Below are 21,618 nucleotides of genomic sequence, written 5' to 3' on the forward strand. Positions count from 1 at the left end.
CTGTATTTTGAGAAAGCTGTGTGAGTGGAAAAGTGTACGGATTCTGGAAGCTGAATGCTGTGCAGATCATATCCATATGCTTGTGGAGATCCCGCCCAAAATGAGCGTATCAGGCTTTATGGGATATCTGAAAGGGAAAAGCAGTCTGATGCCTTACGAGCAGTTTGGTGATTTGAAATTCAAATACAGGAACAGGGAGTTCTGGTGCAGAGGGTATTACGTCGATACGGTGGGTAAGAACACGGCGAAGATACAGGATTACATAAAGCACCAGCTTGAAGAGGATAAAATGGGAGAGCAGTTATCGATTCCCTATCCGGGCAGCCCGTTTACGGGCCGTAAGTAACGAAGTTGGATGCAAATGTCAGATCGTGTGCGCCTGTTAGGGCGCGGCTGGTAAGAGAGCCTTATAGGCGCATTTGAAAAACCTCCGGCTATGCCGGAGGATATTTATTTGCCCATTAAGTAAATCTTTTGGGGAATCGATATTTTTGATGACATAAGCAGGATTTAGCTCACACTTATCGACGGTGAAGTTGCATACTATCGATATATCCACAATTTTAATATGGCCTTGTTTAATTGCTGCAAAACGAGTCATAGCCAGTCTTTTAATTTGTGAAACTGGAGTTCGTATGTGTGAAGGATGTGTTGAAAAACCACTCTATTTGTTAATCGCCGAATGGATGATGGCTGAAAACCGGTGGGTGATAGCAAGAGAGATCTCTATTCATTTCGATATTGAACACAGCAAGGCGGTTAATACCCTGACTTATATTCTGTCGGAAGTCACAGAAATAAGCTGCGAAGTTAAGATGATCCCTAATAAGCTGGAAGGGCGGGGATGCCAGTGCCAGCGACTGGTAAAAGTGGTTGATATCGATGAGCAAATTTACGCGCGCCTGCGCAATAACAGCCGGGATAAATTAGTCGGCGTAAGAAAGACGCCGCGTATTCCTGCCGTTCCGCTCACGGAACTTAACCGCGAGCAGAAGTGGCAGATGATGTTGTCAAAGAGTATGCGTCGTTAATGTCATTTCGTTGATACCGTGCGACCTGGTCGCTGGATGCGATGCTGGCGCATCTTATCCGGCCTACGGTTGCTTTCCAGCCAGGTCGGATAAGGCGTTTACGCCGCATCCGGAAAGATCACCGTTTCGGCGTCACATCCGTCGTCCCCTGCAAACGGGGGCGATTTTCCTCCATTTGCCTCAGTGGCTGCGTTTCATGTAACGATGCATGACAGCGCCCGACAAGATCCTGATACTCTTTGGTATTCAACCGTTTCCAGTGTAACTCGTCGTCACTCACACTGCGTACAGCGCGGGCTGGCGTACCCATCAACAACTGGCGTTTCTCGCCGCGAAAGCCCGCTTTGACAAAGCTCATAGCGGCAACAATGCTCTCTTCGCCAATGACCGCGCCATCCATAATCACGCTGTTCATACCGACCAGTGCATCGCGACCAATTACACAACCATGCAGGATCGCTCCGTGCCCGATATGACCGTTTTCCCCAACGATGGTGTCAGTGTCGCAGTAGCCATGCATAATGCAGCCATCCTGAATATTGGCTCCCGCTTGCACGATCAACCGCCCGTAGTCACCACGCAGTGAGGCGAGTGGGCCGATGTAGACACCGGCTCCCACAATCACATCGCCAATCAATACTGCACTGGGATGGACAAACGCCGTCGGGTGAACAACCGGAATTAACCCCTCAAAGGCGTAATAGCTCACGGTTGTTAACGTCCTTTCCACACTGGATCGCGCTTCTCGGCAAACGCCAGCGGCCCTTCAATGGCATCCTCCGAATGCAGAACCGATGGATAGTGTTTCAACACGCCGCTGCGAATATAGCGATACGCTTCTTCTACCGGCATTTCACTGGTGGTGCGGTAGATCTCTTTCAGCGCCGCAATCGCCAGCGGAGCGCTGTTAACCAGCTGCTGCGCCAGTTCGCGGGCGTTATCCATCAGTTCCGCCTGGCTAACCACGCGGTTGACTACCCCCCAACGCAGCGCCTCTTCTGCGCCCATTCGTCTGCCGGTCATCACCATTTCATTGACGATGGCAGGCGGCAGGATCTTCGGCAGACGCAGCACGCCGCCGCTGTCAGGAACGATGCCCAGTTTGGCTTCCGGTAGGGCGAAGCTGGCGTTATCGGCACAAACAATAAAATCTGCCGCCAGCGCCAGTTCAAAGCCGCCGCCAAAGGCATAGCCGTTCACAGCGGCGATGACCGGTTTGTCGAGATTGAAAATTTCGGTTAATCCCGCAAAACCTCCCGGGCCAAAGTCAGCATCCGGTGCTTCGCCTTCTGCTGCCGCTTTTAAATCCCAGCCCGCGGAAAAGAATTTCTCTCCGGCACCGGTAATAATGGCGATACGTAATTGCGGATCGTCACGGAAATTTAGAAATACTTCGCCCATTTCAAAGCTGGTTTTTGCATCAATAGCATTCGCTTTTGGACGATCAAGGGTAATTTCCAGAATTGATCCATTGCGGGTCAGATGTAATGATTCACTCATTCCTTTTCTCCATTTTTGCTTTTTCAGGGACGACAACATCCCTGCAAAAAATGCATATTGTTTTAGAGCGTGATTATTAGCTGACAGGGTAGTTCCCTGCCGTTTCATTTATTTCAGATTCTTTCTAATTATTTTCCCCGAGCAATTACGTGGCAGATCTTTTCTGATCTCCAGATAAGAGGGCACTTTAAATTTCGCCATATTCTGTTCACAGAAGCAGAAGAATTCCTCTTCGCTCAATGTTTCACCTTCATTCAGCACCACAAATGCTTTGATGGCTTCATCGCGAATCGAATCTTTAATACCCACAACCACGATATCCTGAATTTTTGGATGGGTGGCGATGATATTTTCGAGCTCCACGCAGGAGACATTCTCGCCACCGCGTTTGATCATATTGCAGCGGCGATCGACGAAATAAAAAAAGCCCTCTTCGTCGCGGTATCCGGTATCGCCGGTATGTAGCCAGCCATCGGCTTCCAGCACTTTCGCAGTGGCTTTCGGGTTGAGAAAATACTCTTTGAAGATGGTTTTCCCTGGTACGCCTTTAATACAGATTTCACCGAGCTCACCAGCCGGGAGGGGACGATTGTGATCGTCGCGGATCTCCGCTTCGTAGCAAAAGCCCGCCCGACCAATCGACGGCCAGCGCCGTTTATCGCCAGGGCGATCGCCGATAATGCCCACAATGGTTTCCGTCATCCCATAAGACGTCAGCAAGCGAACGCTGAAGCGTTCACAAAACGCGTCTTTTTCCTGCTCCGACAGGTTGAGATAAAACATCACTTCCCGCAGGCGGTGTTGCTGATCGTTCGCTGAAGGCGGCTGCACCATCAACGTACGAATCATCATCGGAATACATTCGGTAATGGTGGCGCGGTACTTCTGCACCTGTCCCCAGAAGGCGCGGGCGCTGTATTTCTCGACCAGCACAAAGGTGGCCCCGGCAGAAAACGCCGCCATCGCCGCAGTACACTGGCAATCGATATGAAACGCAGGCATTACCGTCAGGTAGACGTCATCGTCACGCAGTGCACACTGCCAGGCGGAGTAATATCCAGCGAAGCGCAGGTTGTAATGAGTTATCACCACCCCTTTCGGTCGGGAGGTGGTGCCGGAGGTGAAGAGAATTTCCGCCGTATCGTCAGTCGATAGCGGCGGTGCATAGCACAAGGTGGCAGGTTGTTGATTTTTCAGTTGAGTAAACGAACTCACGCCATCATCAGCGGGAAGTGCCATATCTGTCAGGCAAATGTGCCGCAACTCAGAGGCATCTTCCTGCTGAATCTGTTGATACATAGGATAAAATTGCGCACTGGTCACCAGCAGGCACGCCTGGCTATTTTGCAGGATCCACGTGCTTTCTTCGCGCAACAGGCGGGCGTTAATCGGCACCATAATCGCGCCAATTTTTGCCAACCCGAACCAGCAAAAGATAAATTCCGGGCAGTTGTCGAGATGTAGAGCAACCTTGTCGCCTTTGCGAATCCCCAGCACATAAAACAGGTTTGCCGTGCGGTTAATCTCCTGATTTAACTCAAGATAACTATACCGGTTAACGACTCCGCTGCTGGATTCACAAATCAGCGCCGTTTTATGACCGTAAACGTCCGCCAGATCGTCCCACATTTGACGTAGATGTTGTCCGCCAATGATATCCATTGCACCTCTATCCATTTTGTTCGTTTGTTATTGAGCGGGCGCTAGTCAGGCAAGCTGACTGACGCCACGCGTTTAGTCCTCAACTTTGGCCAGACCTTTGCTGACCAACTCCTGAATGTCGTTTTCGCTGTAGCCGATATTTTTCAAAATGGCAGCCGTGTCCATGCCATGTGAGGGCATTCCGCGCCAGATTTGTCCGGGGTTATTTTTGAATTTCGGCATGATATTCGGCCCTTTGCAGGTGCGACCATCCATCGTTTGCCACTGAGTGATTGATTCGCGAGCCACATACTGTGGATTGCTTTCCAGTTCCGGCACGGTCAGTACTTTGGCACAGGCGATATTCAGTTCGGCAAAGCGTTCTTTAACTTCTGCGATGGTACGTGCCGCCAGCCAGGCATCGAGTTTCTCTTCTACCAGTGGGCCGTAAGGGCATTCGATACGGTGGATAAGCTGAGTGCCTTCCGGGATTTCCGGCGTACCGAGCAGGTGTGCGAGGCCAATATCTTTAAAGCACTCTGCAATTTGAGTAATGCCCACCAGTTCCATCACGATGTAGCCGTCGGCGCATTTATACAGACCGCAACCGGCGTAGTAGGGATCTTTACCTTTGGTCATGCGCGGGCACATTTCGCCGCCGTTGAAGTAATCCATCATGAAGTACTGGCCCATACGCAGCATCACTTCATACATGGCGATGTCGATGCTTTCGCCTTTGCCGGTTTCACGCACTTTATGCAGTGCTGCAAGCGCCGCCGTGGTGGCGGTCAGGCCAGAAAAGTAATCGGCGGTATACGGGAAGGCAGGCATTGGCTGGTCAACATCACCGTTCTGAATCAGGTAACCACTGAAGGCCTGGGCGATAGTGTTATAGGCCGGAAGATTGGTGTACTCCTCGGTGCCATACTGACCAAAACCGGAAAGGTGAGCGATAACCAGTTTTGGGTTGTGCTGCCACAGGACTTCATCGGTAATGCCACGACGGGCAAAGGCCGGACCTTTACTGGCTTCGATGAAGATATCGGTGGTTTCCATTAATTTCAGAAACGCTTCGCGCCCTTCATCTTTGAAAATATTTAACGACAGCGCATGCAAATTGCGGCGGGAGAGCTGCGGGTAGTTCGGTTGTACGCGAATGGTGTCGGCCCAGGCGACGTTCTCGATCCAGATAACTTCCGCCCCCCATTCTGCGAACATTTGTCCGGCGAACGGCCCGGCGATTTCGATACCGGAGAAGACAACGCGTAATCCGGCCAGCGGCCCGAATTTCGGCATGGGTAGATGATCCATTATTAGCTCCTGAAAAATTTATGTAGCGCATGACTGCCGGATGCGGCGTAAACGCCTTATCCGGCCATCTTCGTGCTCCCGTAGGCCTGATAAGACGCGTCAGCGTCGCATCAGGCAGCGCACGGACTTAACGGTATTGCTTCAGCACCGCGCGACCCAGCGTCAGGATCTGCATTTCGTCAGATCCTCCGGAAACGCGGTCTACACGCAGGTCACGCCAGAAGCGGCTGATGCGGTGGTTGCCCGCAATCCCGACACCGCCCAGCACCTGCATTGCGCTATCCACCACTTCAAATGCCGCATTGGCGCAGAAGTATTTGCACATCGCTGCATCGCCAGAGGTGATGGTGCCGTTGTCTGCTTTCCACGCTGCTTCATACAGCATGTTTTTCATGGAGTTTAATTTGATCGCCATGTGGGCGAATTTTTCCTGAATCAACTGGAAACGACCAATAGCCTCGCCAAACTGCACGCGCTGGTTGGCGTAGCGCGCCGCATCTTCAAAGGCGCACATCGCCGTACCGTAGTTGGTCAGGGCTACCAGGAAACGTTCATGGTCGAACTCTTCTTTGACGCGGTTAAAGCCGTTACCTTCCCGACCGAACATGTCTTTCTCGTCCAGTTCCACGTCGTCAAAAGTGATTTCACAGCAGCTATCCATACGCAGACCGAGCTTTTCAAGTTTGGTCACTTTGATGCCCGGTTTGCTCATATCAACAAACCATTCGGTGTAGACAGGTTTGTCCGGAGAAGCCCCGTCGCGTGCCATCACCACGATGTACGGGGTGTAGGCGCTACTGGTAATAAAACACTTACTACCATTAAGATAAATCTTACCATTTCTACGGGTATAAGTCGTTTTCAGGCTACCCACGTCGGAGCCTGCGCCCGGTTCGGTAATCGCTGAGTTCCACATCTGCTTACCGGTGCCGCGGAAAGCCATGATCTTGTCGATCTGCTCTTGCGTACCTTCACGCAGGAAGGTGTTAAACCCGCCCGGTAACTGATACAGCACGTAAGTTGGCGCTCCCAGACGACCCAGTTCCATCCACACGGCGGCGAGAGTAACAAACCCCGCGTCCAGACCACCGTGCTCTTCAGGGATCAGCAGACTGTCGATACCCATATCCGCCAGGGCTTTGACAAAACGTTCCGGGTAGACGCTGTCACGGTCGCACTCGGCAAAATAGGCTTCCCAGTTTTCGCTGGCCATCAGTTCGCGGATACCGGCGACAAACAGTTCCTGCTCATCATTTAAATTAAAATCCATCTTTCAACCTCTTGATATTTTGGGGGTTAATTAATCTTTCCAGTTCTGTTTCGCGTCTTTAATAAAGGAGAGCGTCACCATGATGTTGACGAAGAACAGCGGGCATCCTCCGGCGATAATGGCGGTTTGAATCGGTTTCAGGCCGCCGAGCGCCAGCAGAACAATACCGATAATGCCAACCAGAACTGACCAACCAATGCGCACCAGCAGCGGGGGTTCTTCGCCGTCACGCACTTCGCGGCAAGTGGACATCGCCAGGGTATAAGAGCAGGCGTTAACCAGCGTAACGGTGGCAATAAAGCAGAGGATGAAGAAGCCCCACATGGTGGCGGTGCTGAGTGGCAGAGCGGCCCAGGTTTCGATGATGGCGCGCGCCACACCGTACTGTTCGATCAGATTTGGAATGTTGATGATGTTTTTATCTATCAACAGCAGAGTGTTACTACCGAGTACAGTCCACAGGATCCATGTTGACGCTGTCAGCCCCAGCACCATGCCGAAGCACAGTTCACGCACGGTACGACCACGGGAGATTCGGGCGAGGAAGATACTCATCTGGATAGCGTAAATCACCCACCATGCCCAGTAGAACACGGTCCAGCCCTGCGGGAAGCCGCCTTTAGCGATGGGATCGGTATAGAACAACATGCGCGGCAGATACATCAGCAACATCCCCACCGAATCGGTGAAGTAGTTCATGATGAAGCTGGCACCGCTGACGATGAACACCCAACCCAGCATCAGGAAGCTCAGGTAACTACGCACGTCACTGGCGATACGTACCCCTTTTTGCAGACCGCAAGCGACGCAAATGGCGTTGAGGATAATCCAGCAGGTAATGATGATAGCGTCCAGTTGCAGGGTATGCGGAATGCCAAACAACCATTGCATACACTCGGTCACCAGCGGCGTGGCAAGGCCCAGACTGGTACCCATCGCGAAGATCAAGGCGACGAGATAGAAGTTGTCGACGATAGTGCCGAACAACCCTTTGGCGTGTTTTTCACCTACCAGCGGCACCAGGGTGGAGCTGGGGCGAATCACTTCCATTTTGCGGACAAAGAAGAAGTAAGCGAAGGCGACTGAAAGGAAGCTGTAAGTGGCCCACGGCAGAGGTCCCCAGTGGAACAAGCTGTAAGCCAGCCCCAACTCTTTCGCGCCTGTTGAGTTCGGTTCTAAGCCAAACGGCGGGGTGGAGATGTAGTAGTAGATCTCAATCGATCCCCAGAACAGTACGGCAGCAGACGTACAGGAGGCGAACATCATAAAGATCCAACTGGCGGTACTAAATTCTGGTGGTTCGTTACCTAAACGCTTTTTGGCATACGGGCCAAACACCAGCCAGAACCAGCCGAAAAGCATCACCACCATATACCATTCAAATGCCCATCCCCATACATTGGTGACGTAACTGAATACAGCATTAATAACGACATTCGCCGCATCCAGATCTCTGACTGTAAGCCAACAAAGTATGCCGACGATTATTAACGGCGGAAAGAAAACCTTCGGTTCTATTCCCGTTTTTCTCTTTTCATTCTTCATGAGTTAATTCCACTGTGAAAACGAACATTTATTTTGCGTTCCCGTTTGTTTTATTTTTGTTAACATTTAATATAATTATTATTAACCTCGTGGACGCGTTAATGGCTAACTCATAATGGGTATTCAATAAGCTGCATTCTGTGATTGTTATCACATTTTTGTTTCGGGTGAATAGAGGGCATTTTTTCGTTAATTTTGATTATTAATCAGTTTGTTATGTTCTGTTGTGAGTAAAAAAATAGCATCTGACTTTCAATATTGGTGATCCATAAAACAATATTGAAAATTTCTTTTTTCTACGCCATGTTTTCAATATTGGTGAGGAGCTTAACAATATTGAAAGTTGGATTTATCTGCGTGTGACATTTTCAATATTGGTGATTAAAGTTTTATTTCCAAATTAAAGGGCGTGATATCTGTAATTAACACCACCGATATGAACGACGTTTCCTTCATGATTTCTGGAGATGCAATGAAGATTATTACTTGCTATAAGTGCGTGCCTGATGAACAGGATATTGCGGTCAATAATGCTGATGGTTCGTTAGACTTCAGCAAAGCCGATGCCAAAATAAGCCAATACGATCTCAACGCTATTGAAGCGGCTTGCCAGCTAAAGCAACAGGCAGCAGAGGCGCAGGTGACGGCCTTAAGTGTGGGCGGTAAAGCCCTGACCAACGCCAAAGGGCGTAAAGATGTGCTATCGCGCGGTCCGGATGAACTGATTGTGGTGATTGATGACCAGTTCGAGCAGGCACTGCCGCAACAAACGGCGAGCGTACTGGCTGCAGCCGCTCAGAAAGCAGGCTTTGATTTGATCCTCTGTGGCGATGGTTCTTCCGACCTTTATGCCCAGCAGGTTGGTTTGCTGGTAGGCGAAATCCTTAATATTCCGGCAGTTAACGGCGTCAGCAAAATTATCTCCCTGACTGCAGATACCCTCACCGTTGAGCGCGAACTGGAAGATGAAACAGAAACCTTAAGCATTCCGCTGCCTGCGGTTGTTGCTGTTTCCACTGATATCAACTCCCCACAAATTCCTTCGATGAAAGCCATTCTCGGCGCGGCGAAAAAGCCAGTCCAGGTATGGTCGGCGGCGGATATCGGTTTTAACGCAGAGGCAGCCTGGTCAGAACAACAGGTTGCCGCGCCGAAACAGCGCGAGCGTCAGCGCATCGTGATTGAAGGCGACGGCGAAGAACAGATCGCCGCATTTGCTGAAAATCTTCGCAAAGTCATTTAATTACAGGGGATGCTATGAACACGTTTTCTCAAGTCTGGGTATTCAGCGATACCCCTTCTCGTCTGCCGGAACTGATGAACGGTGCGCAGGCTTTAGCTAATCAAATCAACACGTTCGTCCTCAATGATGCCGACGGCGCACAGGCAATCCAGCTCGGCGCTAATCATGTCTGGAAATTAAGCGGCAAACCGGACGATCGGATGATCGAAGATTACGCCGATGTCATGGCTGACACTATTCGCCAGCACGGCGCAGACGGTCTGGTGCTGTTGCCAAACACCCGTCGCGGCAAATTACTGGCGGCGAAACTGGGTTACCGCCTTAACGCGGCGGTGTCTAACGATGCCAGCGCTGTTAGCGTGCAGGACGGTAAAGCGACAGTGAAACACATGGTTTACGGCGGTCTGGCGATTGGCGAAGAACGCATTGCCACGCCGTATGCGGTACTGACCATCAGCAGCGGCACGTTCGATGTGGCTCAGCCAGACGCGTCACGCACTGGCGAAACGCACACCGTGGAGTGGCAGGCTCCGGCTGTGGCGATTACCCGCACGGCAACCCAGGCGCGTCAGAGCAACAGCGTCGATCTCGACAAAGCCCGCCTGGTGGTCAGCGTTGGTCGCGGTATTGGCAGCAAAGAGAACATTGCGCTGGCAGAACAGCTTTGCAAGGCGATAGGTGCGGAGTTGGCCTGTTCTCGTCCGGTGGCGGAAAACGAAAAATGGATGGAGCACGAACGCTATGTCGGTATCTCCAACCTGATGCTGAAACCTGAACTGTACCTGGCGGTGGGGATCTCCGGGCAGATCCAGCACATGGTTGGCGCTAATGCGTCGCAAACCATTTTCGCCATCAACAAAGATAAAAATGCGCCGATCTTCCAGTTCGCGGATTACGGCATTGTTGGCGACGCCGTGAAGATCCTTCCGGCACTGACCGCAGCTTTAGCGCGTTGATCCACTCTGGCAGGGAGCTCTTATGTCCGAAGATATCTTTGACGCCATCATCGTCGGTGCAGGGCTTGCCGGTTCGGTTGCCGCACTAGTGCTCGCCCGCGAAGGTGCGCAAGTGTTAGTTATCGAGCGAGGCAATTCCGCAGGTGCCAAGAACGTCACCGGCGGGCGTCTCTATGCCCACAGTCTGGAACACATTATTCCTGGTTTCGCTGACTCCGCCCCCGTAGAACGCCTGATCACCCATGAAAAACTCGCGTTTATGACGGAAAAGTCAGCGATGACTATGGACTACTGCAATGGCGACGAAACCTCGCCATCCCAGCGTTCTTACTCCGTTTTGCGCAGTAAATTTGATGCCTGGCTGATGGAGCAGGCTGAAGAAGCGGGCGCGCAGTTAATTACCGGGATCCGCGTCGATAACCTCGTACAGCGCGATGGCAAAGTCGTCGGTGTAGAAGCCGATGGCGATGTGATTGAAGCGAAAACGGTGATCCTTGCTGATGGGGTGAATTCCATCCTTGCCGAAAAGCTGGGGATGGCAAAACGCGTTAAACCGACGGATGTGGCGGTTGGCGTAAAGGAACTGATCGAGTTACCGAAGTCGGTTATCGAAGACCGTTTTCAGTTGCAGGGTAATCAGGGCGCGGCTTGCCTGTTTGCGGGATCACCCACCGATGGCCTGATGGGCGGTGGCTTCCTTTATACCAATGAAAATACCCTGTCGCTTGGGCTGGTTTGTGGTTTGCATCATCTGCATGACGCAAAAAAATCGGTGCCGCAAATGCTGGAAGATTTCAAACAACATCCGGCCGTTGCACCGCTGATCGCGGGCGGCAAGCTGGTGGAATATTCCGCTCACGTAGTGCCGGAAGCAGGTATCAACATGCTGCCGGAGTTGGTTGGTGACGGCGTATTGATTGCCGGTGATGCTGCCGGAATGTGTATGAACCTCGGTTTTACCATTCGCGGTATGGATCTGGCGATTGCCGCCGGGGAAGCAGCAGCAAAAACTGTGCTTTCAGCGATGAAAAGCGACGATTTCAGTAAGCAAAAACTCGCGGAATATCGTCAGCATCTTGAGAGTGGCCCGCTGCGCGATATGCGCATGTACCAGAAACTACCGGCGTTCCTTGATAACCCACGCATGTTTAGCGGCTACCCGGAACTGGCGGTGGGCGTGGCGCGTGACCTGTTCACCATTGACGGCAGTGCGCCGGAACTGATGCGCAAGAAAATCCTCCGCCACGGCAAGAAAGTGGGCTTCATCAATCTGATCAAGGATGGCATGAAAGGAGTGACCGTTTTATGACTTCTCCCGTCAATGTGGACGTCAAACTGGGCGTCAATAAATTCAATGTCGATGAAGAGCATCCGCACATCGTTGTGAAGGCCGATGCTGATAAACAGGCCCTGGAGCTGCTGGTGAAAGCGTGCCCCGCAGGTCTGTACAAGAAGCAGGATGACGGCAGTGTGCGCTTCGATTACGCCGGATGTCTGGAGTGCGGCACCTGTCGCATTCTGGGGCTGGGGTCGGCGCTGGAACAGTGGGAATACCCGCGCGGCACCTTTGGTGTGGAGTTCCGTTACGGCTGATGTTGGTTTGATACGTAATGCCGTACTGACTCTCATTGCAAAAAAACAGGAATAACCCATGCAACCGTCCAGAAACTTTGATGATCTTAAATTCTCCTCTATTCACCGCCGCATTTTGCTGTGGGGAAGCGGTGGTCCGTTTCTGGATGGTTATGTACTGGTAATGATTGGCGTGGCGCTGGAGCAACTGACTCCGGCGCTGAAACTGGACGCTGACTGGATTGGCTTGCTGGGCGCGGGAACGCTCGCCGGGCTGTTCGTTGGCACATCGCTGTTTGGCTATATCTCCGATAAAGTCGGACGGCGCAAAATGTTCCTCATTGATATCATCGCCATCGGCGTGATATCGGTGGCGACGATGTTTGTCTCATCCCCCGTCGAACTGTTGGTGATGCGGGTACTTATCGGCATTGTTATCGGTGCGGATTATCCCATCGCCACCTCAATGATCACCGAGTTCTCCAGTACCCGTCAGCGGGCGTTTTCCATCAGCTTTATCGCCGCGATGTGGTATGTCGGCGCGACCTGCGCCGATTTGGTCGGCTATTGGCTTTATGATGTGGAAGGCGGCTGGCGCTGGATGCTGGGTAGCGCAGCGATTCCCTGTTTATTGATTTTGATTGGTCGATTCGAACTGCCTGAATCTCCCCGCTGGTTGTTACGCAAAGGGCGAGTAAAAGAGTGCGAAGAGATGATGATAAAACTGTTTGGCGAACCGGTGGCTTTCGAGGAAGAGCAGCCGCAGCAAACCCGTTTTCGCGATCTGTTTAATCGCCGCCATTTTCCTTTTGTTCTGTTTGTTGCCGCCATCTGGACCTGCCAGGTGATCCCAATGTTCGCCATTTACACCTTTGGCCCGCAAATCGTTGGTTTGTTAGGATTGGGGGTTGGCAAAAACGCGGCGCTGGGGAACGTGGTGATTAGCCTGTTCTTTATGCTCGGCTGTATTCCGCCGATGCTGTGGCTAAACACTGCCGGACGGCGTCCATTGTTGATTGGCAGCTTTGCCATGATGACGCTGGCGCTGGCGGTTTTGGGGCTGATCCCGGATATGGGGATCTGGCTGGTAGTGATGGCCTTTGCGGTGTATGCCTTTTTCTCTGGCGGGCCGGGTAATTTGCAGTGGCTCTATCCTAATGAACTCTTCCCGACGGATATCCGCGCCTCTGCCGTGGGCGTGATTATGTCCTTAAGCCGTATTGGCACTATTGTATCGACCTGGGCACTGCCGATCTTTATCAATAATTACGGTATCAGTAACACGATGCTAATGGGGGCGGGTATCTCGCTGTTTGGCTTGTTGATTTCCGTAGCGTTTGCCCCGGAGACTCGAGGGATGTCACTGGCGCAGACCAGCAATATGACGATCCGCGGGCAGAGAATGGGGTAATTTGTTCAGATTTCTCTCTTTTCTGAATCAATATTATTGACTATAAGCTGCGTGAATATATGACTACACTTTGTGGGAAAACAAAGGCGTAATCACGCGGGCTACCTATGATTCTTATAATTTATGCGCATCCATATCCGCATCATTCCCATGCGAATAAACGGATGCTTGAACAGGCAAGGACGCTGGAAGGCGTCGAAATTCGCTCTCTTTATCAACTCTATCCTGACTTCAATATCGACATTGCCGCCGAACAGGAGGCGCTGTCTCGTGCCGATCTGATCGTCTGGCAGCACCCAATGCAGTGGTACAGCATTCCTCCGCTCCTCAAACTTTGGATCGATAAAGTTTTCTCGCACGGCTGGGCTTACGGTCACGGCGGCACGGCGCTGCACGGCAAACATTTGCTGTGGGCGGTGACGACCGGCGGCGGGGAAAGCCATTTTGAGATTGGTGCGCATCCGGGGTTTGATGTGCTGTCGCAGCCGCTACAGGCGACGGCAATCTACTGCGGGCTGAACTGGCTGCCACCGTTTGCCATGCACTGCACCTTTATTTGTGACGACGAAACCCTCGAAGGGCAGGCGCGGCACTATAAGCAACGTCTGCTGGAATGGCAGGAGGCACATCATGGATAGCCATACGCTTATTCAGGCGCTGATTTATCTCGGTTCGGCGGCGCTGATTGTTCCCATTGCGGTACGTCTCGGTCTGGGATCGGTTCTTGGCTACCTGATCGCCGGCTGCATTATTGGCCCGTGGGGGCTGCGACTGGTGACCGATGCCGAATCTATTCTGCACTTTGCAGAGATTGGCGTGGTGCTGATGCTGTTTATTATCGGCCTCGAACTCGATCCACAAAGGCTGTGGAAGCTGCGTGCGGCAGTGTTCGGCGGTGGCGCATTGCAGATGGTGATTTGCGGCGGCCTGCTGGGGCTGTTTTGTATGTTACTTGGGCTGCGCTGGCAGGTCGCAGAATTGATCGGCATGACGCTGGCGCTCTCCTCTACGGCGATTGCCATGCAGGCGATGAATGAACGCAATCTGATGGTGACGCAAATGGGCCGCAGTGCCTTTGCGGTGCTGCTGTTCCAGGATATCGCGGCGATCCCGCTGGTGGCGATGATCCCGCTACTGGCAGCGAGCAGTGCCTCGACGACGATGGGCGCATTTGTTCTCTCGGCGTTAAAAGTGGCGGGCGCGCTGGTGCTGGTGGTATTGCTGGGGCGCTATGTCACGCGTCCGGCACTGCGTTTTGTTGCCCGCTCTGGCTTGCGGGAAGTGTTTAGTGCCGTGGCGTTATTCCTCGTGTTTGGCTTTGGTTTGCTGCTGGAAGAGGTCGGCTTGTCGATGGCGATGGGCGCGTTTCTGGCGGGCGTACTGCTGGCAAGCTCGGAATACCGTCATGCGCTGGAAAGCGATATCGAACCATTTAAAGGTTTGCTGCTGGGGCTGTTTTTCATCGGCGTTGGCATGTCGATAGACTTTGGCACGCTGCTTGAAAATCCGTTGCGTATTGTCATTTTGCTGCTCGGTTTCCTCATCATCAAAATCGCCATGCTGTGGCTGATTGCCCGGCCGTTGCAGGTGCCAAATAAACAGCGTCGCTGGTTTGCGGTGCTATTAGGGCAGGGTAGTGAGTTTGCCTTTGTAGTATTTGGTGCGGCGCAGATGGCGAATGTGCTGGAGCCAGAGTGGGCGAAATCGCTGACCCTGGCGGTGGCACTGTCGATGGCGGCAACGCCGATTCTGCTGGTGATCCTCAATCGCCTTGAGCAATCTTCTACTGAAGAGGCGCGTGAAGCCGATGAGATCGACGAAGAACAGCCGCGGGTAATCATTGCCGGATTCGGTCGTTTTGGGCAGATAACCGGACGTTTACTGCTCTCCAGCGGGGTGAAAATGGTGGTGCTCGATCACGACCCGGACCATATCGAAACGCTGCGTAAATTCGGTATGAAAGTGTTTTATGGCGATGCCACGCGGATGGATTTACTGGAATCTGCCGGAGCGGCGAAAGCGGAAGTGCTGATTAACGCCATCGACGATCCGCAAACCAACCTGCAACTGACGGAGATGGTGAAAGAACATTTCCCACATTTGCAGATTATTGCCCGCGCCCGCGATGTCGACCACTACATTCGTTTGCGTCAGGCAGGCGTTGAAAAGCCGGAGCGTGAAACCTTCGAAGGTGCGCTGAAAACCGGGCGTCTGGCACTGGAAAGTTTAGGTCTGGGGCCGTATGAAGCGCGAGAACGCGCCGATGTGTTCCGCCGCTTTAATATTCAGATGGTGGAAGAGATGGCAATGGTTGAGAACGACACCAAAGCCCGTGCGGCGGTCTATAAACGCACCAGCGCGATGTTAAGTGAGATCATTACCGAAGACCGTGAACATCTGTCATTAATTCAACGACATGGCTGGCAGGGAACCGAAGAAGGGAAACATACTGGCAATATGGCGGATGAACCGGAAACGAAGCCCTCATCCTAATAAAGAGTGACGTAAATCACGCTTTACAGCTAACTGTTTGTTTTTGTTTCATTGTAATGCGGCGAGTCCAGGGAGAGAGCGTGGACTCGCCAGCAGAATATAAAATTTTCCTCAACATCATCCTCGCACCAGTCGACGACGGTTTACGCTTTACGTATAGTGGCGACAATTTTTTTTATCGGGAAATCTCAATGATCAGTCTGATTGCGGCGTTAGCGGTAGATCGCGTTATCGGCATGGAAAACGCCATGCCGTGGAACCTGCCTGCCGATCTCGCCTGGTTTAAACGCAACACTTTAAATAAACCCGTGATTATGGGCCGCCATACCTGGGAATCCATCGGTCGTCCGTTGCCAGGACGCAAAAATATTATCCTCAGCAGTCAACCGGGTACGGACGATCGCGTAACGTGGGTGAAGTCGGTGGATGAAGCCATTGCGGCGTGTGGTGACGTACCAGAAATCATGGTGATTGGCGGCGGTCGCGTTTATGAGCAGTTCCTGCCGAAAGCGCAAAAACTGTATCTGACGCATATCGACGCGGAAGTGGAAGGCGACACCCATTTCCCGGATTACGAGCCGGATGACTGGGAATCGGTATTCAGTGAATTCCACGACGCCGATGCGCAGAACTCTCATAGCTATTGCTTTGAGATTCTGGAGCGGCGGTAATTTTGTATATTAGAATTCCGGCATCACTGATACGTGCAGATATCCGTGTATACTAGACGCATAAATTGTACAGGAGCACGAGATCATGACTGCAAAACGTACCACACAAAGTGTGACCGTCACCGTCGACCGTGAGTTAGTCAATCGCGCTCGTGATGCAGGCTTAAATATGAGCGCCACCCTTACGGTTGCGCTCAATGCTGAACTTAAAAAACATGCAGCAACACGTTGGCGTGAAGAGAACGCAGAAGCTATCGCTGCGTTAAATCAATTGGCTGATGAAACCGGATGTTTCTCTGATGAGTACCGGAGCTTCTAGCGATGCAATTTACGGTATACCGCAGTCGCGGCAGGAACGCCGCGTTTCCCTTTGTTATTGATGTTACCAGCGACATTATTGGTGAGATTAATCGCCGTATCGTTATTCCATTAACACCTATTGAACGATTTAGCCGTATTCGCCCACCAGAACGGCTTAACCCAATCCTTTTACTGGTAGACGGCAAAGAATATGTGCTCATGACGCATGAGACTGCAACTGTTCCAGTTAACGCGCTGGGAACGAAATTTTGCGATGCCAGCGCGCACCGAACGTTGATTAAAGGAGCATTAGATTTTATGCTCGACGGGATTTAAGACGCTACCGCCTCTCCCTCACCCATATCTTTATGCCGGTTCGACGGCTGGACAAAATACTGTTTATCTTCCCAGCGCAGGCAGGTTAATGTACCACCCCAGCAGCAGCCGGTATCCAGCGCGTAAATACCTTCCGGCGTACCTTTGCCTTCCAGCGATGCCCAGTGACCAAAGGCGATGTTGTACTCTTCAGCGACGGGGCCAGGAATCGCAAACCACGGTTTCAGTGGGGCAGGGGCCTCTTCCGGCGATTCTTTGCTGTACATATCCAGTTGACCGTTCGGGAAGCAAAAACGCATACGGGTAAAGGCGTTGGTGATAAAACGCAGTCTTCCCAGCCCCCGCAATTCCGGTGACCAGTTATTTGGCATATCGCCGTACATGGCATCAAGGAAGAAGGGATAGGAGTCACTCGACAGCACCGCTTCTACATCGCGCGCGCACTCTTTGGCGGTCTGCAGATCCCACTGCGGCGTGATCCCGGCGTGGGCCATCACCAACTTTTTCTCTTCGTCGATTTGCAGCAAAGGCTGGCGACGCAGCCAGTTAAGCAGCTCGTCGGCATCCGGCGCTTCCAGCAGCGGTGTCAGGCGATCTTTCGGTTTATTGCGGCTGATCCCGGCAAATACCGCCAGCAGATGCAGATCGTGATTACCCAGCACCAGACGTACGCTGTCGCCTAAGGATTTCACATAGCGCAGAACATCCAGCGAACCCGGGCCGCGCGCGACCAGATCGCCCGTCAGCCAGAGGGTATCTTTCCCAGGGGTAAATTCTACTTTATGCAGCAATGCGATCAGTTCATCGTAACAACCATGAACGTCGCCAATAAGGTATGTCGCCATATTCTTTTAATGAATGAGTGTGGGAACGGCGAGTCGGAATACGGGAATGTCGATGCTGAAAGGGACGCCATTTTCATCGATCATTTCGTAGTGACCCTGCATGGTGCCCAGCGGGGTTTCAATGATTGCACCGCTGGTGTACTGGTACTCTTCGCCAGGCGCGATAAGTGGCTGGACGCCAACCACTCCTTCGCCCTGGACTTCGGTTTCACGGCCATTGCCATTGGTGATCAGCCAGTAACGCCCCAACAACTGCACTGGCGCTCGCCCCAGATTGCGTATGGTTACGGTATAAGCAAAAACGTAACGTTCATTATCAGGTGAAGATTGTGCCTCAATGTAGACGCTTTGAACCTGAATACACACTCGGGGCGAATTGATCATCGTTAACTCTCCTGCAAAGGCGCGTTCTCCGCCAGATAGTTCGCCATCTGGCAATATTGCGCGACAGAGATATTTTCCGCTCGCATCGCCGGGTCGATCCCCATTCCCGTTAACACCTCGACGCTAAACAGGTTGCCGAGGCTGTTACGAATGGTTTTACGACGCTGGTTAAAGGCTTCGGTGGTGATGCGGCTCAACACGCGAACATCTTTAACCGGGTGAGGCATCGTTGCATGAGGAACCAGGCGCACGACGGCGGAATCCACTTTGGGTGGTGGTGTAAAGGCTGACGGCGGTACTTCCAGCACCGGGATCACGTTGCAATAGTATTGCGCCATGACGCTTAATCGACCATACGCCTTGCTGTTCGGTCCTGCAACCAGACGATTCACCACTTCTTTTTGCAACATAAAGTGCATGTCGGCAATGGCATCAGTATAGCTAAACAGATGGAACATCAACGGCGTGGAGATGTTATAAGGCAGGTTGCCGAAAACACGCAGCGGCTGGCCCATTTTCGCGGCCAGTTCGCCAAAGTTAAAGGTCATCGCATCCTGCTGATAAATCGTCAGTTTCGGGCCTAAGAATGGATGCGTTTGCAGACGTGCCGCCAGATCGCGGTCAAGTTCGATGACCGTCAGCTGGTCCAGACGTTCGCCGACCGGTTCGGTCAATGCCGCCAGACCGGGGCCGATTTCGACCATCGCCTGGCCCTTCTGCGGGTTAATGGCAGAAACAATGCTGTCGATCACGAACTGATCGTTGAGAAAGTTTTGCCCGAAGCGTTTACGGGCTAAGTGGCCCTGGTGGACTCGATTATTCATTGGGTGTTAACAATCATTTTGATGGCGAGATTAAGCGCCGTAATAAAACTGCCGACATCGGCTTTACCACGTCCCGCCAGTTCAAGCGCGGTGCCGTGGTCCACTGATGTGCGAATAAAGGGCAGGCCCAGCGTAATGTTCACACCGCGCCCGAAGCCCTGGTATTTTAGCACGGGAAGACCCTGATCGTGGTACATCGCCAGCACGGCGTCGGCGTTATCGAGATATTTCGGCTGAAACAGGGTATCGGCAGGCAGCGGCCCGTTGAGTTTCATCCCCTGTTCCCGCAGCTCGTTGAGTACCGGAATAATGGTGTCTATCTCTTCCGTACCCATATGACCGCCTTCGCCCGCGTGCGGATTCAGCCCGCAGACCAGAATGCGCGGTTCGGCAATACCAAATTTTGTGCGCAAATCGTGATGCAAAATAGCAATCACTTCGTGCAAAAGGGCAGGGGTGATAGCATCTGCGATATCGCGCAGCGGTAAATGCGTCGTTGCCAGCGCCACGCGAAGTTCTTCGGTCGCCAGCATCATCACCACTTTTTTCGCCTGCGAACGCTCTTCGAAAAACTCGGTATGACCGGTAAACGGAATGCCTGCGTCGTTAATGACGCCTTTATGCACGGGGCCTGTGATCAGCGCAGCAAATTCACCGTTCAGACAGCCATCACACGCTCGCGCCAGCGTTTCCACCACATAGTGCCCATTTTCAACTGCTAACTGCCCCACAGTGACAGATTCACGTAGCGCGACAGGAAGTAGCGTTAATGTGCCCGCAGTTTGCGGTTGTGCAGGGGAGTTGGGGGAATAAGGGCGGAGGGTGAGCGGCAAACCGAGCATCGCTGCCCGGTCGGTAAGGAGAGTGGCATCGGCACAAACAACCAGTTCGACTGGCCACTCACGCTGTGCAAGCTGGACAATTAAGTCCGGGCCAATCCCGGCGGGCTCGCCGGGAGTGATCACAACACGTTGGGTTTTAACCATTAGTTGCTCAGGATTTTAACGTAGGCGCTGGCACGTTGTTCCTGCATCCAGCTTGCTGCTTCTTCCGAGAACTTACGGTTCATCAGCATGCGGTATGCACGATCTTTCTGTGCCGCGTCGGTTTTATCGACATTACGGGTATCCAGCAGTTCGATTAAATGCCAGCCGAATGAAGAGTGAACCGGTGCACTCATTTGACCTTTGTTCAGGCGGGTCAGGGCGTCACGGAAGGCCGGATCGAAAATATCTGGTGTAGCCCAGCCGAGATCACCGCCCTGGTTAGCAGAGCCTGGATCCTGAGAGAACTCTTTCGCTGCGGCAGCAAAAGTCGTTTTACCACTCTTGATATCGGCAGCAATCTGTTCCAGTTTCACGCGGGCCTGTTCGTCAGTCATGATCGGCGACGGTTTCAGCAGAATATGGCGAGCATGAACTTCGGTCACCGAGATATTTTTGCTTTCGCCGCGCAGGTCGTTAACTTTCAGAATATGGAAGCCAACGCCGGAACGAATCGGGCCAACAATGTCGCCTTTCTTCGCGGTGCTTAATGCCTGGGCGAAGATCCCCGGCAACTCCTGAATACGGCCCCAGCCCATCTGTCCGCCGTTCAGCGCCTGCTGGTCGGCAGAATGAGCAATCGCCAGCTTACCGAAATCAGCGCCGTTACGCGCCTGATCGACAATCGCGCGCGCCTGGCTTTCCGCTTCGTTCACCTGATCAGAGGTCGGGTTTTCCGGCAGTGGGATCAGGATGTGGCTCAGGTTCAGCTCAGTGCTGGCGTCGTTTTGGTTACCCACTTGCTGCGCCAGGGATTCGACTTCCTGCGGCAGGATGGTGATGCGACGACGCACCTCGTTGTTACGCACTTCAGAGATAATCATCTCTTTGCGGATCTGGTTACGATAGGTGTTGTAGTTCAGACCATCGTAAGCCAGACGGCTGCGCATCTGATCCAGCGTCATGTTGTTCTGTTTCGCGATGTTAGCAATCGCCTGATCCAGCTGCTCATCGGAGATTTTCACTCCCATTTTCTGCCCCATCTGCAGGATGATTTGATCCATGATCAAACGCTCCATGATTTGGTGGCGCAGCGTCGCGTCATCAGGAAGTTGTTGCCTTGCCTGAGCAGCGTTCAGTTTTACCGACTGCATTAATCCATCAACGTCGCTTTCCAGCACGACGCCGTTATTGACGACGGCTGCGACTTTATCGACTACCTGGGGGGCAGCGAAACTGGTATTCGCGATCATGGCGATACCGAGAAGCAGCGTTTTCCAGTTCTTCATACTTTTTCCATTT

The 21,618-nt window shown here is 52.5% G+C and carries 23 protein-coding genes; 12 read left to right on the plus strand and 11 right to left on the minus strand.

Translation table 11 applies throughout. The features are described 5' to 3' along the window. Both tnpA and caiF read left to right on the plus strand, forming a co-directional pair. On the plus strand, positions 1-346 hold a 346-nt coding region (tnpA, locus tag ACJHYO_RS20820), incomplete at its 5' end, for an IS200/IS605-like element IS200C family transposase (RefSeq protein ID WP_119121240.1). 289 nt (positions 347-635) lie between these two features. Then, positions 636-1,031, plus strand: a complete 396-nt coding sequence (gene caiF, locus ACJHYO_RS20825) for a carnitine metabolism transcriptional regulator CaiF (RefSeq protein WP_000333104.1) — start codon at positions 636-638, stop codon at positions 1,029-1,031. Positions 1,032-1,149: 118 nt separating this feature from the next. Here caiF and caiE read toward each other — a convergent pair whose 3' ends face one another. The 6 genes from caiE to caiT form a co-directional block, all read right to left on the minus strand. Continuing rightward, on the minus strand, positions 1,150-1,740 hold the full coding sequence (caiE, locus tag ACJHYO_RS20830; protein ID WP_000122882.1) for a carnitine operon protein CaiE: 591 nt from the start codon (positions 1,738-1,740) through the stop codon (positions 1,150-1,152). Positions 1,741-1,745: 5 nt separating this feature from the next. Beyond that, positions 1,746-2,531, minus strand: a complete 786-nt coding sequence (gene caiD, locus ACJHYO_RS20835) for a crotonobetainyl-CoA hydratase (RefSeq protein WP_024211601.1) — start codon at positions 2,529-2,531, stop codon at positions 1,746-1,748. Positions 2,532-2,639: 108 nt separating this feature from the next. Next, positions 2,640-4,193: a crotonobetaine/carnitine-CoA ligase gene (gene caiC, locus ACJHYO_RS20840; protein ID WP_085455676.1), complete on the minus strand. Its 1,554-nt coding sequence runs from the start codon at positions 4,191-4,193 to the stop codon at positions 2,640-2,642. A gap of 72 nt (positions 4,194-4,265) precedes the next feature. Continuing rightward, positions 4,266-5,483 carry an L-carnitine CoA-transferase gene (gene caiB / locus ACJHYO_RS20845; protein ID WP_000349944.1) on the minus strand — a complete coding sequence of 406 codons (1,218 nt, stop codon included), beginning with the start codon at positions 5,481-5,483 and terminating at the stop codon, positions 4,266-4,268. A 127-nt stretch (positions 5,484-5,610) separates the two neighbouring features. Beyond that, positions 5,611-6,753: a crotonobetainyl-CoA dehydrogenase gene (gene caiA, locus ACJHYO_RS20850; RefSeq protein ID WP_000347117.1), complete on the minus strand. Its 1,143-nt coding sequence runs from the start codon at positions 6,751-6,753 to the stop codon at positions 5,611-5,613. A gap of 30 nt (positions 6,754-6,783) precedes the next feature. Further along, positions 6,784-8,298 carry an L-carnitine/gamma-butyrobetaine antiporter gene (caiT, locus tag ACJHYO_RS20855; RefSeq protein ID WP_000787104.1) on the minus strand — a complete coding sequence of 505 codons (1,515 nt, stop codon included), beginning with the start codon at positions 8,296-8,298 and terminating at the stop codon, positions 6,784-6,786. 472 nt (positions 8,299-8,770) lie between these two features. Here caiT and ACJHYO_RS20860 point away from each other — a divergent pair, with 472 nt between their 5' ends. The 10 genes from ACJHYO_RS20860 (at position 8,771) to ACJHYO_RS20905 (ending at position 17,280) form a co-directional block, all read left to right on the plus strand. Then, positions 8,771-9,541, plus strand: coding sequence for an electron transfer flavoprotein FixA (locus ACJHYO_RS20860; RefSeq protein ID WP_000692217.1), 771 nt, complete (start codon positions 8,771-8,773; stop codon positions 9,539-9,541). Between the two features lie 14 nt (positions 9,542-9,555). Next, positions 9,556-10,497, plus strand: coding sequence for an electron transfer flavoprotein subunit alpha/FixB family protein (locus ACJHYO_RS20865; protein ID WP_001091509.1), 942 nt, complete (start codon positions 9,556-9,558; stop codon positions 10,495-10,497). 22 nt (positions 10,498-10,519) lie between these two features. Then, entirely contained in the window at positions 10,520-11,806 is a 1,287-nt protein-coding gene (locus ACJHYO_RS20870) for an FAD-dependent oxidoreductase (protein ID WP_001287715.1), read from the plus strand. Next, positions 11,803-12,090, plus strand: coding sequence for a ferredoxin-like protein FixX (gene fixX / locus ACJHYO_RS20875; RefSeq protein WP_000203741.1), 288 nt, complete (start codon positions 11,803-11,805; stop codon positions 12,088-12,090). The genes ACJHYO_RS20870 and fixX overlap by 4 nt, the downstream gene beginning before the upstream one ends. Before the next feature lie 58 nt (positions 12,091-12,148). Further along, positions 12,149-13,480, plus strand: a complete 1,332-nt coding sequence (locus tag ACJHYO_RS20880; protein ID WP_001183207.1) for an MFS transporter — start codon at positions 12,149-12,151, stop codon at positions 13,478-13,480. 107 nt (positions 13,481-13,587) lie between these two features. Next, entirely contained in the window at positions 13,588-14,118 is a 531-nt protein-coding gene (gene kefF / locus ACJHYO_RS20885) for a glutathione-regulated potassium-efflux system oxidoreductase KefF (protein WP_000600725.1), read from the plus strand. Continuing rightward, positions 14,111-15,973 (plus strand): glutathione-regulated potassium-efflux system protein KefC, encoded by a 1,863-nt coding sequence (gene kefC, locus ACJHYO_RS20890; RefSeq protein ID WP_000377124.1) that lies wholly within the window; start codon positions 14,111-14,113, stop codon positions 15,971-15,973. Before kefF ends, kefC begins: the two co-directional genes overlap by 8 nt. Before the next feature lie 191 nt (positions 15,974-16,164). Then, entirely contained in the window at positions 16,165-16,644 is a 480-nt protein-coding gene (folA, locus tag ACJHYO_RS20895; protein ID WP_000624375.1) for a type 3 dihydrofolate reductase, read from the plus strand. Between the two features lie 85 nt (positions 16,645-16,729). Continuing rightward, positions 16,730-16,963, plus strand: a complete 234-nt coding sequence (locus ACJHYO_RS20900) for a type II toxin-antitoxin system CcdA family antitoxin (protein ID WP_000125566.1) — start codon at positions 16,730-16,732, stop codon at positions 16,961-16,963. A gap of 2 nt (positions 16,964-16,965) precedes the next feature. Beyond that, positions 16,966-17,280 (plus strand): CcdB family protein, encoded by a 315-nt coding sequence (locus ACJHYO_RS20905; RefSeq protein ID WP_001160966.1) that lies wholly within the window; start codon positions 16,966-16,968, stop codon positions 17,278-17,280. Here ACJHYO_RS20905 and apaH read toward each other — a convergent pair. The 5 genes from apaH to surA are packed head-to-tail and all read right to left on the minus strand — an operon-like array spanning position 17,277 to position 21,605. After that, complete coding sequence (gene apaH / locus ACJHYO_RS20910; protein ID WP_000257182.1) at positions 17,277-18,125, minus strand: bis(5'-nucleosyl)-tetraphosphatase (symmetrical) ApaH; 849 nt, start codon at positions 18,123-18,125, stop codon at positions 17,277-17,279. The two genes, ACJHYO_RS20905 and apaH, sit on opposite strands and share 4 nt — an antisense overlap. A gap of 6 nt (positions 18,126-18,131) precedes the next feature. Continuing rightward, on the minus strand, positions 18,132-18,509 hold the full coding sequence (gene apaG / locus ACJHYO_RS20915) for a Co2+/Mg2+ efflux protein ApaG (protein ID WP_000610901.1): 378 nt from the start codon (positions 18,507-18,509) through the stop codon (positions 18,132-18,134). A gap of 2 nt (positions 18,510-18,511) precedes the next feature. Continuing rightward, the gene (gene rsmA / locus ACJHYO_RS20920) at positions 18,512-19,333 is read right to left on the minus strand and encodes a 16S rRNA (adenine(1518)-N(6)/adenine(1519)-N(6))-dimethyltransferase RsmA (RefSeq protein WP_001065363.1); all 822 of its coding nucleotides are present in this window, start codon (positions 19,331-19,333) and stop codon (positions 18,512-18,514) included. Then, a complete protein-coding gene (gene pdxA, locus ACJHYO_RS20925) occupies positions 19,330-20,319 on the minus strand; it encodes a 4-hydroxythreonine-4-phosphate dehydrogenase PdxA (protein WP_000241229.1) in 990 nt (329 codons plus the stop codon). Before pdxA ends, rsmA begins: the two co-directional genes overlap by 4 nt. Then, positions 20,319-21,605 (minus strand): peptidylprolyl isomerase SurA, encoded by a 1,287-nt coding sequence (surA, locus tag ACJHYO_RS20930; protein WP_000800457.1) that lies wholly within the window; start codon positions 21,603-21,605, stop codon positions 20,319-20,321. The genes pdxA and surA overlap by 1 nt, the downstream gene beginning before the upstream one ends. Positions 21,606-21,618 lie beyond the last annotated feature (13 nt).

This window comes from Escherichia sp. WS1118, assembly GCF_046487695.1.
GTDB classification, from domain to species: domain Bacteria; phylum Pseudomonadota; class Gammaproteobacteria; order Enterobacterales; family Enterobacteriaceae; genus Escherichia; species Escherichia coli.

Bases quoted from the DNA above. Each gene is read 5' to 3' on its own strand.
- caiA (WP_000347117.1), bottom strand. From the start codon at position 6,753: ATGGATTTTAATTTAAATGATGAGCAGGAACTGTTTGTCGCCGGTATC.
- caiD (WP_024211601.1), bottom strand. From the start codon at position 2,531: ATGAGTGAATCATTACATCTGACCCGCAATGGATCAATTCTGGAAATT.
- apaH (WP_000257182.1), bottom strand. From the start codon at position 18,125: ATGGCGACATACCTTATTGGCGACGTTCATGGTTGTTACGATGAACTG.
- ACJHYO_RS20865 (WP_001091509.1), top strand. From the start codon at position 9,556: ATGAACACGTTTTCTCAAGTCTGGGTATTCAGCGATACCCCTTCTCGT.
- folA (WP_000624375.1), top strand. From the start codon at position 16,165: ATGATCAGTCTGATTGCGGCGTTAGCGGTAGATCGCGTTATCGGCATG.
- caiC (WP_085455676.1), bottom strand. From the start codon at position 4,193: ATGGATATCATTGGCGGACAACATCTACGTCAAATGTGGGACGATCTG.
- surA (WP_000800457.1), bottom strand. From the start codon at position 21,605: ATGAAGAACTGGAAAACGCTGCTTCTCGGTATCGCCATGATCGCGAAT.
- apaG (WP_000610901.1), bottom strand. From the start codon at position 18,509: ATGATCAATTCGCCCCGAGTGTGTATTCAGGTTCAAAGCGTCTACATT.
- ACJHYO_RS20880 (WP_001183207.1), top strand. From the start codon at position 12,149: ATGCAACCGTCCAGAAACTTTGATGATCTTAAATTCTCCTCTATTCAC.
- ACJHYO_RS20860 (WP_000692217.1), top strand. From the start codon at position 8,771: ATGAAGATTATTACTTGCTATAAGTGCGTGCCTGATGAACAGGATATT.
- ACJHYO_RS20870 (WP_001287715.1), top strand. From the start codon at position 10,520: ATGTCCGAAGATATCTTTGACGCCATCATCGTCGGTGCAGGGCTTGCC.
- ACJHYO_RS20900 (WP_000125566.1), top strand. From the start codon at position 16,730: ATGACTGCAAAACGTACCACACAAAGTGTGACCGTCACCGTCGACCGT.
- fixX (WP_000203741.1), top strand. From the start codon at position 11,803: ATGACTTCTCCCGTCAATGTGGACGTCAAACTGGGCGTCAATAAATTC.
- ACJHYO_RS20905 (WP_001160966.1), top strand. From the start codon at position 16,966: ATGCAATTTACGGTATACCGCAGTCGCGGCAGGAACGCCGCGTTTCCC.
- pdxA (WP_000241229.1), bottom strand. From the start codon at position 20,319: ATGGTTAAAACCCAACGTGTTGTGATCACTCCCGGCGAGCCCGCCGGG.
- kefF (WP_000600725.1), top strand. From the start codon at position 13,588: ATGATTCTTATAATTTATGCGCATCCATATCCGCATCATTCCCATGCG.
- caiT (WP_000787104.1), bottom strand. From the start codon at position 8,298: ATGAAGAATGAAAAGAGAAAAACGGGAATAGAACCGAAGGTTTTCTTT.
- caiF (WP_000333104.1), top strand. From the start codon at position 636: ATGTGTGAAGGATGTGTTGAAAAACCACTCTATTTGTTAATCGCCGAA.
- rsmA (WP_001065363.1), bottom strand. From the start codon at position 19,333: ATGAATAATCGAGTCCACCAGGGCCACTTAGCCCGTAAACGCTTCGGG.
- kefC (WP_000377124.1), top strand. From the start codon at position 14,111: ATGGATAGCCATACGCTTATTCAGGCGCTGATTTATCTCGGTTCGGCG.
- caiB (WP_000349944.1), bottom strand. From the start codon at position 5,483: ATGGATCATCTACCCATGCCGAAATTCGGGCCGCTGGCCGGATTACGC.